11 protein-coding genes and 1 pseudogene are annotated in these 13,252 nt (G+C 63.1%); 8 read left to right on the plus strand and 4 right to left on the minus strand.

All coding sequences use genetic code 11. The features are described from left to right. Window positions 1-902 (minus strand): glycosyltransferase (locus tag VJR29_10830; protein HKY63905.1); only part of this gene is annotated, 902 nt, incomplete at its 3' end. Between the two features lie 46 nt (window positions 903-948). On the opposite strand from VJR29_10830, the gene VJR29_10835 reads away from it, so the two are divergent. The 7 genes from VJR29_10835 to VJR29_10865 are packed head-to-tail and all read left to right on the plus strand — an operon-like array spanning window position 949 to window position 7,589. Then, window positions 949-2,037: an FAD-dependent oxidoreductase gene (locus VJR29_10835; GenBank protein HKY63906.1), complete on the plus strand. Its 1,089-nt coding sequence runs from the start codon at window positions 949-951 to the stop codon at window positions 2,035-2,037. Further along, window positions 2,010-2,915: a Gfo/Idh/MocA family oxidoreductase gene (locus tag VJR29_10840; GenBank protein ID HKY63907.1), complete on the plus strand. Its 906-nt coding sequence runs from the start codon at window positions 2,010-2,012 to the stop codon at window positions 2,913-2,915. The genes VJR29_10835 and VJR29_10840 overlap by 28 nt, the downstream gene beginning before the upstream one ends. Beyond that, window positions 2,887-3,765, plus strand: a complete 879-nt coding sequence (locus VJR29_10845; protein ID HKY63908.1) for a hypothetical protein — start codon at window positions 2,887-2,889, stop codon at window positions 3,763-3,765. Before VJR29_10840 ends, VJR29_10845 begins: the two co-directional genes overlap by 29 nt. A gap of 43 nt (window positions 3,766-3,808) precedes the next feature. Further along, entirely contained in the window at window positions 3,809-4,507 is a 699-nt protein-coding gene (locus VJR29_10850; protein ID HKY63909.1) for a class I SAM-dependent methyltransferase, read from the plus strand. Window positions 4,508-4,522: 15 nt separating this feature from the next. Beyond that, window positions 4,523-4,924, plus strand: a complete 402-nt coding sequence (locus VJR29_10855; GenBank protein ID HKY63910.1) for a hypothetical protein — start codon at window positions 4,523-4,525, stop codon at window positions 4,922-4,924. Further along, window positions 4,921-6,336 (plus strand): hypothetical protein, encoded by a 1,416-nt coding sequence (locus VJR29_10860; GenBank protein HKY63911.1) that lies wholly within the window; start codon window positions 4,921-4,923, stop codon window positions 6,334-6,336. Before VJR29_10855 ends, VJR29_10860 begins: the two co-directional genes overlap by 4 nt. After that, window positions 6,333-7,589, plus strand: coding sequence for a glycosyltransferase (locus tag VJR29_10865; protein HKY63912.1), 1,257 nt, complete (start codon window positions 6,333-6,335; stop codon window positions 7,587-7,589). The genes VJR29_10860 and VJR29_10865 overlap by 4 nt, the downstream gene beginning before the upstream one ends. Here VJR29_10865 and iolM read toward each other — a convergent pair. Then, complete coding sequence (gene iolM, locus VJR29_10870) at window positions 7,570-8,754, minus strand: scyllo-inosose 3-dehydrogenase (protein ID HKY63913.1); 1,185 nt, start codon at window positions 8,752-8,754, stop codon at window positions 7,570-7,572. The two genes, VJR29_10865 and iolM, sit on opposite strands and share 20 nt — an antisense overlap. Then, window positions 8,751-9,779: a methyltransferase gene (locus VJR29_10875; protein ID HKY63914.1), complete on the minus strand. Its 1,029-nt coding sequence runs from the start codon at window positions 9,777-9,779 to the stop codon at window positions 8,751-8,753. Before VJR29_10875 ends, iolM begins: the two co-directional genes overlap by 4 nt. Before the next feature lie 184 nt (window positions 9,780-9,963). On the opposite strand from VJR29_10875, the gene VJR29_10880 reads away from it, so the two are divergent. Then, entirely contained in the window at window positions 9,964-11,529 is a 1,566-nt protein-coding gene (locus VJR29_10880; protein HKY63915.1) for a choice-of-anchor Q domain-containing protein, read from the plus strand. Between the two features lie 1,122 nt (window positions 11,530-12,651). On the opposite strand, the pseudogene VJR29_10885 reads toward VJR29_10880, so the two are convergent. Next, window positions 12,652-12,897: pseudogene (locus tag VJR29_10885) on the minus strand (collagen-like protein). Window positions 12,898-13,252 lie beyond the last annotated feature (355 nt).

Genomic DNA, 13,252 nt, shown 5'->3' on the forward strand with positions numbered 1-13,252 from the left:
TCCCGGTAATGGCCGGCGAGGATGCGCAGGATCCGCTTCTTCCGGGCGGCGTCGACGGTGACCGGCGGCCGCTTCAGCAGAATCTGCAATCGCCGTTGCAGGATCCGGCGGACTAAATCGAGGTTGGAGAGGTTGACCAAACGGGCGGCGGTCGCCCATTCACCGTCCAGCAGCGCCCAGGCGAAATTCAAATAACGCTTCATTTGGGGATGGAGCCGGTTGAGGTGGAGGAAGGTCCGGGCCACGTGGGCGTCGTTGCCCGATTTGTTCTTGCCGTGGATCCGGTACTCGAAGCCGAGCTTGGGCACCGCCAGGAAGCGGTAGCGCCGCGCGAAGCGGAGCCACATGTGGTAATCCTCATTGGGCGTGCTCTCGTCGAGCGGGCCGAGCTCGCGGAAGACCGAGGCCCGGTGCAGCAGTCCGGCCACCGGCAGCCAGTTTCCGGCCAGCAGCTCCCGGTATTGGTTCCGGCCCCAGGGCCGGGGGCCCCAATCCGACCAGCGGCATTGGCGGCGGCCCTCGCCGTCGATGATATAGCCATCCAGGAAAACCGAGCAAACTTGGGGGCCGGCCCGTGACAAGGCGGCCACCGCGTCGCTGAGGAAGCTTTCGAGATAAAGATCGTCGGCGCCGAGGTAGCAAACGTAGTCGCCCTTGGCCTCGGCGAAGGCCCGGTTGAGCGATTTGCAGGGTCCGCGGTTCTCCTGGACTAGGTAGCGGATCGCCTTGTCGGGATGGGCGGCCAGGATCTGGCGCACGATCCGGTCGGTCCCGTCGGTCGAGCCGTCGTTGACGACGATCAGCTCGAAGTCGAGATAGGTTTGGGCGAGCACGCTTCGCAGGCAGGCCTCGAGATAGCGTTCGCCATTCAGAACCGGGATGAGGATGCTGACCAATGGCATCGATTTGGCTTTATTTATCGAGTTTTCTTGGATAGCAAACGTTTCCATGAAAATTGCCGTAGTGGGCGGCGGCATCTTCGGGGTCACCTGCGCCTGGTATCTGGCCAAACACGGCTTTTTGGTCGACCTTTTCGAAAAGGCAGGAGACCTCCTCCAAGCCGCGTCCGGAATCAACCAATACCGATTGCACCGGGGTTATCACTATCCCCGAAGCTTCGCCACCGCTTCCCAATCCTTGCGAGAGTTTCCGCGCTTTCTCGAGCATTACGGCAGCGCCGTTTTCGAGGCCGAGCACTACTATGGCGTGGCCAAGGAAGGCAGCCTGAGCAGCCCCGAACAGTGCCGGCGCGCTTGGGAGAGCTGCGGCCTGGACTTCGAGGAAGCTGAGCTCTCCCTCCTGAATCCGAAGACTGTCGGCTGGTGCGCCCGGGTCCGAGAAGCTCTGCTCGATCCAGCGGCCCTGCGTCAGCTCGGCCGTCGGTATTTGGAGCGCTGGCGAGTCGGCATGCGGCTGGGACGCGAGATCGGGTTCCGGGATCTCAAGGGCTACGATCTGATCGTGGTCGCCGGCTACGTCGCCAACAACGCTTGGCTCGAATCGGCCGATCTTCCCGAGAAAGAATACCAATTCGAGCTCTGCGAGAAACCGGTCCTGGCCTTGCCCGGCCGTTTCCGCAATAAAAGCGTCGTGATTTTGGACGGCCCTTTTCTTTGCATCGATCCGGTCGCCAACACCGACACCTTCGTCATGGGGAACGTCGTTCACGCCATCCACCACCGCAACATCGGCTTGCATCCCGAGCTGTCGCCGGCTTATGCGCCGCTGCTCAACCGCGGCGTGATCGCCGGCCCGCCGATCACTCGGATCGACGATTTTCTCGCCAGCGCGGCGGTCTATTTCCCGGGGATCGGAGGGGCCAAGCACCTTGGCTCGATGTTCACGGTCCGGGCGGTGCAGCCGCACCGCGAGCACGACGATGCCCGCCCCACCATCGTCGAGGAGCTCTCGGACCGGGTGGTGACGGTTTTCTCGGGCAAGATCGGCACCTGCGTCGCGGCGGCCGAGGAAGTTCTGCAAATCGCGGCGCGCAAGCGAGGAATCGAGCCATGGTCGGAATCGGCATTATCGGGGTAGGGCGCTGGGGCCGGAACCTGCTGCGAGCCTTCGCCGGCTTGGACGAGGTCAAGGCTTGCTCGGTCCGGTCGCGGGACGTTTCGGAGCTGGTCGCGCGCTATCCACGCGTCCGCTGGACCCGCCGCTATCGGGACATCCTGGCCGATCCCTCGGTGGGCGCGGTGGCCGTCGCGACGCCGGCGGCGACCCATTATTCGATCGCCAAGCAAGCGCTGGAGGCCGGCAAGCACGTTTTCGTGGAGAAGCCCTTATGCCAAAAATCCGGCGAAGCGGCGGACTTGGTCAAGCTCAGCCGAAAGAAAAAAAAGATCCTGATGGTCGGCCATATTTTCCTCTATCACCCCGTTCATGAGGCCGTGGCGAAGGTCCACCGCAAGGATCCGATCGTTTCGCTGTTTTCGGAATGGAGCAAGCTGGGGACTTTCGAAGAGGATATCGTGAGCAGTTTGGTTTCGCACGAGGCGGCCCTCTCGATGGGCTTGCTCGGGGCCCGTCCGCGTCAAACCCGCGTCATCCAGCGCCAGGGCTTGGCCAGCCGGATCGATCGGATCGAGGTCGAGCTGACCTATTCCGGAAAGCGCCGCCATTTGATCCGGATCGATCGGCTTCACCCTTTCCCTTCGCGGACCGTCCGGATCGAGACCAAGGGTGGAAACGTTTACTATTGGCGCGATCATGAATTGCTGCGCTTCGATCGCCGGCGGCGGGACTTTCGAAAAGTCTTTTCCAGCGCGGAGGAGCCGCTGCAGCGGGAGTGCCGGGCTTTTCTCCGGGCGATTCGGCTGGGGAAGCCGCCGCGGGCCGACGCGGTTTTCGGCGGCCAAGTGGTCGCGGTGCTAGGAGGGCTGCTTGCTTCACGTCGCCATCATCGTCCATAGCCACGACGTCTTCGAAAGCAACGGCTATTGGATGAAAGAGATCGCCGAAAGCTGGCGGGAGGCCGGAACGCGGGTCAGCGTCGTGCGTGGGCCCGATGAGCCGGTCCAGGCCGACTTGGCGGTCCTGCACGTGGACCTGACGGCCGTGCCCCAGGATTACCTGGATCTGCTCCGGCAATACCCGACGGTGCTCAATGGCGGCGTTGCCGACACTTCCAAGCGCTTGACCAGCTCTCATTTGGTTCGTCGCGGCGACGGCTATGGAGGGCCGGTGATCGTCAAGACCGACCGCAACTTCAAGGGCGTCCAAGAGGTGCGGTTGGCGGTGAAAGGCTTGCTGCCGAGGAAGCCCCGGGACCTCCGGCGCAATTACCGATATTTTTTCCAAGAAGCCTGGCGGACCGGGAAAGCCTTGCTGCGCCATGGCTATGCCCCGGCCTATCGTGATTATTCGATCTACGATTCGGCCCAAGCGGTGCCGGCAAGACTTTGGGGCCATCCCGACTTGGTCGTCGAGCGCTTCCTGCCGGAGATCCGCCAAGGCCACTACTGCGTCCGAACCTGGCTGTTCTTGGGCGACCGTGAAAAAAGCGCCATCTTTTATTCCAAGAGCCCGATCGTCAAGTCGGCCAATATCCTTCGGCAGGAACCCTTGGACGAAGTTCCCGAGGAGCTGCGCCGAATCCGCCGTGAATTGAAATTCGATTACGGCAAATTCGATTACACGGTCGTCGATGGCCGGCCGGTCCTATTCGACGCCAACCGGACTCCGACCCTCGGATCTTTTCCCAAGGCTCGATATCGGCCGATGGTCCAATTCCTCTCCGAGGGCCTTGGGTGCTTTTTATGATTTGCCAATCCGCCGTAAAAATCGGAGAAGCAGGAGCGCCAAGATGAAAAACGGAATCTCCACCGATTGGATCGAGCGCCTGATGGAACATCCCGGACTGCTTCGGATGGGCCACGGCCAACGGGCCGAAGACCGAAACCTTGGCTTGGGATGGCTTTACTATGCTTTGGGCCGGATCCTTCGCCCGCGCCGGGCGGTGGTCATCGGCTCCTACCGCGGCTTCGTTCCTTTGGTCATGGCGAAGGCCCTCCAAGACAATTTGGAAAAAGGCGAGCTGACCTTCATCGACCCTTCCTTGGCCGACGACTTTTGGGCGGACGAGGATCGGGTCCGCCGCTACTTTCTCGACCTCGGCTCCGAGAACGTCCGCCACTTCCGGATGACCACTCAAGAGTTCGTGGGGACCGAGGATTACCGGGCCTTGGGCCAAGTCGGCTTGGTTTTCATCGACGGCTATCATACCGCGGAGCAGGCCCAGTTCGATTATGAAGCTTTCGAGAAGCTCTTGGAGCCGCGGGGCTTCGTCTTGTTTCACGACAGCCTGGTGGTGCGCGACGACAAGGTCTACGGGGCCGAGAAGGCTTATCCGATGAGCGTGAAGCATTTCATCGACCGGCTGAAGAGCGATTCCTCGCTCCAGCTTTTCGACCTTCCCTTCGGCGCCACCGGTTTGACCCTGCTTCGGAAAGTGGAATGGGACCCGGCGAGGTCGCTGCATGACTGGTTGGACGGTCCTCCCTGAGCGAAGGAGCTCGTCATGAAAACTTGGCAAATCCTGGCTCTGGCTTTGCTTCCCCTGCTCGGGATGGCGAATGATTGGAGGCTGATCGAGCAATATCGGCACCCGGCCGAGCTCGCGGCCGATCCGGTCGCCGCCGAAGAGGAGAAGTTTCAGGAGCTTCGGGGGTTTTTGCCGCCCGATGCCTCCGTTGGATATATTGGGAAAAAACATGCTCCCGGGACCGACGGCGTGAGAAATTTCCGGATGATCCAGTACTTTCTCGCTCCGGTGGTGGTCTTCAACGATACTTCTCGCGAGCTCATCGTCACCTATCTGGCGGAAGGGGAGGAGCCGCCGGCGGGGCTGTCCGAGCAGGATTGGACCCTGGTCCGGGATTTCGGCCGGAACGTGAAGCTCTACCGCCGGAGGGCCCAGTGAGCCCGGCGATCCTGTTCGCGCTGGTGGCGCCGCTCTTGATGGGCGGCGCTTTGTTGTTTTGCATTCTTCCCTGCAAGATCAAAGGTGGCGCCCAAGCTCTCGTCGGCGTCGGACTGTCGGTGGGCTTGGGCCTAGGCCTGACTTCCTGCGGCTTCTTTCTTTGGCTCCTGGCCTTTGATGCCTCGAAGGGAGATTTTCTCGCCGGGGCGACGGGCTTGATGGTCGTGGCCTTGGCGATCGGCTGGTTTTTCCAAACCGCCAAGGAGCTGCCTTCGGCGGCGGGTCCTCCCGCTTCGGCTTCGAATCCCAAGATCAAGGCTTATTTGCTCGCCGGCCTCGCCGTCTTGCTGGTGCTCAGCGCGGCGGTGTTTTACTTCCGAATGCAGGAAAAGCCCCATGGCAGCAACGATGCCTGGCTCTTTTGGAACATGCGGGCCCGATTCCTGTTTCGGGCCGGCGAACATTGGCGCGACGCTTTTCTGCCCCACGTCGTGAATCCCAGCTACCCGCTGATGCTCCCCTCGGCGATCGCCGCGATTTGGAGCAGCCTGGGCAAAGAATGGCTGTTCATCCCGAAGTGGGTGGCCGCCGCCTACACGGTCGCCACCGTGGCCTTGCTCGGGGGAGTCCTGGCGCTGCTGCGGGGAACCACCCAGGCCTTGATCGCCGTCATCGCGGTCTTGAGCCTTTCTTCCTTCATCATTCGAGGGGCTTCCCAGGTTTCGGACGTGCCGCTGGGATTTTATTTCTTGGCGACGCTGGCTTCGCTGAGCCTCTACGACCGGCTTCCCCAAAAAAACGCGAGGCTCTTGGTCTTGGCCGGCGCGATGGCCGGCTTCTCGGCCTGGACCAAGAACGAAGGGCTCTTGTTCGTGCTGGTCTTGGTTTTGAGCCGGTCGTTCACGGTCCTGCTGTTTCGAGGTTGGCAGACCGCCTTGAAGGAAGTGGCCTATCTAGGAGCCGGCCTCGCTCCGGTCTTGCTGGTGATCCTGTATTTTAAATGGAATATCGCGGCGCCGAACGATTTGGTGGCTGCGGCCAAGGATTCCAACTTCGTTCTTGAAAAAGTTTCCACGGCATCGCGCTACGGAGAAATCTCGGTTTTTTATTTGAAGACCCTGTTTTTGAGCGGGTCGGTCACTTTGCTCAACCCCTTGGTTTATTTGATCGCCTTTGCGCTCATTTTCAAAGTCCGGATTCTTCCTGAATTCAAGCTCAACATTCTTTTCACGGCGACGGCGCTCGCTTCGATGCTGGCCGGCTACTACATCGTCCATCTCCTGGTGCCTTACGACCTGCACTTTTACCTGGAGCATTCCCTCACCCGGCTTCTCATTCAGCTATGGCCGAGCTTCCTCTTGCTGTTTTTCACGGCCGTCCGGACCCCCGAGGAAGTCCAGGAAAACGCATGAGCCGCGATTCTCACAAACCGGTGGCCGCCGTATTCTGCATGCCCGAGGACGGGCATTTCATGCTGCTGCGGCCGGTCATCGCGGGGCTGGTCCGATCGGGTTTCGCCGTCCACGTCTTCACCCATCGCCGGTTCGGCGCCGAGATCGAGCGGGTCGGCGGAAGGCTTGAAGACCTCTTCACTTCCCATCCGCTGGAGCGGGCCGACGCCGATTCGCGGCCCATTCCCTGCCGCTATGTCAGCTTTGCCGGGTTTTACGCGGAGGAAATCTTGGCCGACCTGCGGCGGCTTCGCCCGGCCCTGATCGTCTATGAGACTTTCGCCGTCATCGGACGGCTGGCCGCGACCCAGCTTGGCATTCCCGGCATCAACGTCTCGCCCAATCACAATTTGAATCCGGCCAAGGCCTTGCCGCTTTTGGCCGCCGACCCGCGGGTCAAAATCTCGCCGGCCTGTCATCGGGCGGTCGAGATCCTCCGCGAACGCTACCGGCTCGCCGACGCCTCGCCGTTTTCCTATATTTCCGGGCTGAGCCCCGACTTGAACCTCATCTGTGAGCCGCCGGCTTTCCTCAGCGAGGAGGAGCGTCCGGCTTTCGAGCCCCTCGCGTTCTTCGGTTGCCTCCCTTGGATCGGGGAGTTTGGCGAAAAATCCCGGAAAGCCGTCTCGCCATATTTCGGCGACGATCCCGGACGCCGGCGCGTCTACGCCTGCTTCGGGACGGTCATTTGGCGTTACTACGCCAAAGAAGCGCTGGCGGCTTTGCGGGCCGTCTCCGACTACGTGGCCGGCCGGCCCGATGCAGTCGCGCTCCTCGGCCTGTCGGGCGCGCCGATCGAGCCCCCGGTGATTCGGGAGCTCGAGAAGCCCAACGTCCGGGTGACCGGCTACGTCGATCAGTGGAGCGTTCTGGCGGAGGCCGACGTCTTCGTCAGCCACCACGGGATCAACTCGACCCACGAGGCCATCTTCCACCGGGTTCCGATGCTGTCCTATCCCTTCTTCGGAGATCAGCCGCTCTTGGCCGAGAAATGCCGCCGGTTCGGGGTCGCCGTTCCGCTCGCCGGCTCCCTTCGGGGCCCGGTCGGCGTCGAGGACCTGCGACGAGCCATGGCGGCGCTTTTTGAAAATGGGGAAAGCCTTCAAGCCCGGCTGGAAGAGGCGAGGAATCGGGAGCTGGAAGTGATGGCGCGGCGGGATTCGGTGCTTCGGCGGATCTTGGAGCTGGTCGCGGTCAGGCAAGGCGCACGATGATCTTGCCATCGGTCCGCTCGGTCGAGCGTTGGACGGCTTCGACCGCCTTTTCGAGCGGGAACCTGGCCGTGATCATGGGACGGGCTGGAAAGCGGCCCGAGGCCAGCAAGCGGATGACGGAAGGGTAAATGCCATGGCCGGAATGCCCGCGGGCTCCGCAGATTTGGTTGGCCTGGGAAACCAAGGTGTCGAGGGGGAAGGGGGCTCCGGCGTCGTGGCGCCCCAGGTAGATCACCTTTCCGTTGGGCGCCAGGCTCTTCTCGATTTCGGGCAAGGTGGCCGAGGCGGCGCCGGCGGCCTCCACTTGGAGGTCGGCGCCATGGCCGCCGGTCGAATCGCGGATCATTTCGCTGGGCGAGGTTCCCTGCCGCCGCAAGGCGAGGGGGCTGGCGGCGTCATCGGCTCCCAAGGCAAGAGCCAAGGCCTTGCGCGGTTCGCTCGGATCGAAGGCGAAAATCTTGGCCGCGCCGGCCGCCCGCGCCAATAGCACCGCCGCCAGTCCGATCGGGCCGGCCCCATGGACGGCGACGTAAGCTCCCGGCCGGAATCCGCCGCCCGAAACGAAGATCCCGTTATAGGCGCAGCCGATGGGCTCGATCAAAGCTCCCACTTCGTAGGCGTCTTCGCCGCTCGGAAAAGCCTCCCGCAGCGGATCGAGGCTCCAACAATATTTTTCCTGGACCGCGATGTATTCCGCAAAGGCCCCCGGGACGCTAAAGCCGACCATCTCGATCCGGCGGCATTGGTTGGGGTTCCCGGCCCGGCAGGAAGCGCAGAGTCCGCACCAAACCATGCTTTCGGCGGCGACCGCGTCGCCGACCTTGAGCGAGCCGACGTTTTTTCCGACCTCGACGACTTCCCCGGAGTATTCGTGGCCGAGGGTGACGGGCAGCTTGGCCGAGCCGGAGAAAAGAACGTAGCCCGCCGCGTCGGTCTCGTAGCAATGGGTGTCGCTGCCGCAGACGCCGCAGGCCTTGACTCGAATCAAGACCTCATCCTCTCTAATCCGGGGAATGGGATTCTTGATCAGTTGCAGCGTGGGCGACTTCCATACGGCGCTGGCGCGGATGGCCTTGCGGCTCTCGGTTTCTTGGGGGGAGAGAGGGTAGCCGGAGCGCGGCTCCCAAACGGCGTCCAAAACCAGCGCTCGCATCGCGCCGTTCATCGAGACTCTCCCGGCAAAGCCGGATGGCACTCCAGGATGCTGAATGCCGGCCCGGCGGCGATGGTTCGGGCAAGGGAAAATCCGGCCGAGCCGAGCAGGCTTTGGAATTCGGAATCGGTCCGCTCCTTGGCGCCATGGGCGACGAGCATGGTCAGGTCGCTTCGGGAAAGGGCCTGGTCGCCGGCGGAGGCGCCGCGTTTTTCGGGAAGCACCGGCTCGATCACCAGCAGACGGGCCTTCGGCTCCATCGCCCGCCGGCAATTCTCCAGGATGCGGAGGCTTTTCGCCTCGTTCCAATCGTGCAGGATGCTTTTGAGCAGATAGAGGTCCCCGCCCCGGGGGACCGACGCAAAGAAATCGCCGGCCACTAATTCACAACGGCCCGCCAAGTCGGTCTTATCGAAGCGCGATTTGGCGTGCTCGATGCCGCTGGGAAGATCGAACAGGATTCCGGAGGCCGAAGGTTGGTTTTGCAAAATTTCGAGCAGCAGCTCGCCGGTGCCCCCGCCGAGGTCGATGATCCATTTCGCTTCCGAAAAGTCATAGGCCCGGACGATGTCCTTGATGTGCAGCCGGGTCAGCTCCGCGATGGCTTGGCTGAAGGTTGCCGCCGCCACCGGGTCGCGCTGCAGATGTTCGAAGCCTTCGGTGCCGTAGAGCAGCTTCCGCCCGCTTTCACCGGTCTTGACGCTATCCAGCAAGCGCTCCCAGACCGGCCCGAGGTAGCGGGCCCACCATTGGGTCCAGGCTCGCAGTGAATCGGGATTGTCTTTTTGCAGCAGCTCGCCCATCGGCTCGAGCTCGAAGGCGCCGTCCGCGCGCTCCTTGCAGATCTCGAGCGAGCAGAGGGCGAGGAGCAAGCGGCGCAGCGATGGCGGATGGGAGCCGGAGACGGCTGCCAGCTCCTCGGCGGTTTTGGGGCCTTGGGCCAGGAAGTCGGCGATTTGCAGTTCAGCGGCGGCGTAAAGGGCTTGAGTTTTCCAGCTGCCGGTGAGGATTTCCTGAAAACGATCCACCGAGCTCATGGCCCGCTCCTAGCAGCAGCCTCGCCGAGTGGCAATGATTTCCGGCCCATAAGCTTCCGATGGAAATATCACTTTCGGCCGGCTTCCCGTTATGTGAAAATGCCAAGGCATTCCATTCCAAAAAGAGATGGGGGTTTCCATGGGATATCGGGGTATTTCACTGCTAGCAGTGTCTTTCTGCGTCTTGTCGGGTCCGCTCGCGGCGGCCACCTTCGACGTGACCAATGGCGCCGAGCTGGAAGCGGCCTTGGCCACGGCCCAATCCAACGGCGAGGGTGACACGATCAATCTCGCGCCCGGCCTTTACACTTCCGGCAGCGGCTTCAGCTACCTGGCCGCTGCCACCGAAAACTTTCCCATCAGCCTTGCCGGCACCGGGCCCGGAGTGACGGTCTTGGACGGCGGCGATGCCCATCGGGTTCTCGGCATCGAAACCACCGCGGTCACTCCCGACGACGCCGGAGCCGACGTCGCGCTGAGCGGCCTGACCATTCAGAATGGCGAAGTCAGCTCCGCTTTCGGCGTCGGCGGCGGCCTCAGGGTCGTCGCTTTCAAGGCCGACATCAGCCTGTCCGACAGTGTCATCCAGCGCAACCGGGTGGTTCCGGCCAATGGCCATAGCGGCGGCGCTTTCCTGGCCACCTTTGACGGGGCCGTGACCATCTCGAGCAGCGTCGTCGCCGGCAACTCGGCATCCAGCGGCGGCGGTCTCCGGGCTCGGGCCCAGGGCGACGGCTCGATCACGATCACCGATAGCCTGTTCACCGGCAACAAGAGCCTGGATTCCGACGCTTCGGGCGGCGGGCTCGCCGTCGATGCCACCAATGGCGCCGCTTTGGTCCAAGGCAACCATTTCATCCGCAACGAGTCGGTCGACAATGGCGGCGGCGCCGGCGTCGCCCAAAACGGCTTCGGCACGACGACTTTCGTCAACAACGTCTTTTTCGACAATTTGGCCGGCGACGACGGCGGCGGTTTCGCCTACGACAGCAACGGCGCCGGGCCGCTCAACTTCGTGAACAACACGGTCTACGCCAATCGGAGCCAAGGCAACGGCGGCGGAGTTTACCTCAATATTCAGGGCGATGACGTCGAGGCTTTGCTCTACAACAGCATCGTTTTCGGCAACGAGGCCGACGGCGAAGGCCAGGATATCTACGCCGACGACGATCCCGACGGCGACGACGACGGGGCGCCGCTGACTCTAGCCAACAATAATTTCTCCGATTTTTCGACTTTCTGCCAAAACGAAGGCTCTTGCGTCACCGACATCACCCAGACCGACAATTTGCCGGGCCTCAATCCCTTGTTCCTGGATCCGTCCAGCGACGATTTGCGGCTCTCGGAGTTCTCGCCTTGCATCGACGAAGGCGATCTGGCGGCCCCCGACCTGCCGGCCGTCGATCTCGAGGGCGATCCGCGGGTCATCGGCTCCGCCCCCGATATCGGAGCCGACGAGCGGAACGTCTGCGGCGACGGGGCTCTCGGCGCCGAGGAAACCTGCGACGACGGCAACGCCGCCGACGGCGATGGCTGCAGCGCGACTTGCCAGGAGGAAAGCCCGGGCTCGGCGACTCCTTCGCCTTCGCCCTCGCCGGGTGACGACGACGAGGACGACGACGGCACGATCGGCGGCGGCGGTTGCAGCCTGCAGCCTGGCGCCGGCCCTAGCGGCTTGGGCGCCCTGGGCTCGATCTTTTCGGCCCTCGGCTATTTCGCCATTCGGTCAAGGCGCTCCGCTCGAGCCTGATCAGTCTCCGGGACCTAAGTCCGACTCCCGGTCTTGGAACTCGTTGTCGCCGTCGATCGGCAGCGGGTCCTGGATGAACATGCACATGTAGTTGATCCGCTCGGTGCAGGTCCAAGAAGGAGTCCCGGTGGAATTGCAATTCTCGCCGATGCCTTGGGCGAATCCACCGACCAGCTCGTTCTGCCGGTCGACCATGAATCCGCCGCCGCCGACCACGACGGCCAAGGGATAATCGGTGAGGCGGTCGCTGGACACCACACAGACCGGCGGCCCCTGGGGATGGGGATCGGTGAAGATCACCGTGCAATAGGCGTAGAATCCGGTCACGTCGAAATGACCGGCCGTGTTGCTGCCGCGCAGCGTGGCGTGCTTGCCTTCCTGATCGATGCCGCCGAAGCACTCCAATTGCGGCCCGTCATTGGTCGTGCGCCCGGCCCAGATGTTGCCGGCCACCACCGTGGCCGCCTCGCTGGGCGGCGGCAAGGTCACCTGCGGGTCGACGATGCCGAGCTTGGCCTGCTGGTTGACTTGGAGGTTCTCGGCACTCAAGTCCAAGGCGTTGAACTCCTGAGTGTCCAAGCTTTGGGTGTTGACGGTTTGGGCCGTCACCGTTTGAGTCCGAAGCTCCAGGCTCTCGATGTCGCCGTTCACGTCCAAGACCGCCTGGGGAGCGTTGGTTCGAATGCCGACCAAGCCGAATTGGGTGATGGTCAGTCGGTCCGAGGGCAGGCCCAGGGGATTGGTTCGGAAGACCAGAGCCGGGAAGTCGTTGGCCGCGAAGATCGAGCGGTTCTCCACCAAGCTGACTCCGCTGTCCAAGTCGTAGGACAGCTTCATGCCCGCCAAGGGATAATAGGCGTCGCCGGGAGCGTTGAGCTCGCTGAGCAGCAAGCTGGCTTTCCCGCCGCTGCCGAAGACCGGCGCCGAGTCGACGCGGATCGCGGTCTCGGGTTGGAAAGCTCCGTAGACATGGACGGCGGTCAGCGGCGCCGTGATCCCGACGCCGAGTCTCGCCAGCAAGGCCAGCACGTTTTGACCGGCTCCGCCCGAGATGACGGTGTTGGCGTCGAGGGTCATCGAATCGACCATCTTGTCGAAGTCGATGGAGTTGACGTCGACCGTTCCGGTCGGTCCCGGAGGACCTTGAGGGCCTTCGGGTCCTTCCGGCCCCATCGGTCCCTCCGGCCCGGCCGGTCCTTGCGGTCCCGGCGCGCCGTCGGCACCGGCGGGCCCTGGCGGCCCTTGCGGCCCGGTCGCTCCGACGGCTCCCGCGGGCCCGGTCGGTCCCTGGGGTCCGATGGGACCTTCGGGTCCCGCGGCTCCGTCTTGGCCGGCGGGCCCTGGCGGCCCTTCGGGTCCTTGGGGCCCGGGCTCACCGACCATTGGCGACCACTCAACTCCGTCGTAGTAGTAGGGTTGGTGGTCGTAGAAACTGTAGGCCATCACGCCTTCGCCGATCACGGGCGGGTTCGATTCGGGAAGGATCACGGTCGCGATCGGCATCCGCATCTCGCCCATGAATTCGACCAAGCCGGTGAAGGCATTCGCGCCCTGGAAATTGGTGCCGGGAATGAAGCTGTGGGTGATGTCCTCGCCGTTCTCTTGAACGCGGATCGCCAAGCCTTCAAAGAAATTTTGGGCGGTGCCCGGAGGCCCTTCCGGCCCTTCGGGGCCCTGGGGACCTTCCGGTCCCTCCGGTCCGGCCACTCCCGGGGGTCCTTGG

Source organism: bacterium, assembly GCA_035281585.1.
Taxonomy (GTDB): Bacteria; UBA10199; UBA10199; order DSSB01; family DSSB01; genus DATEDP01.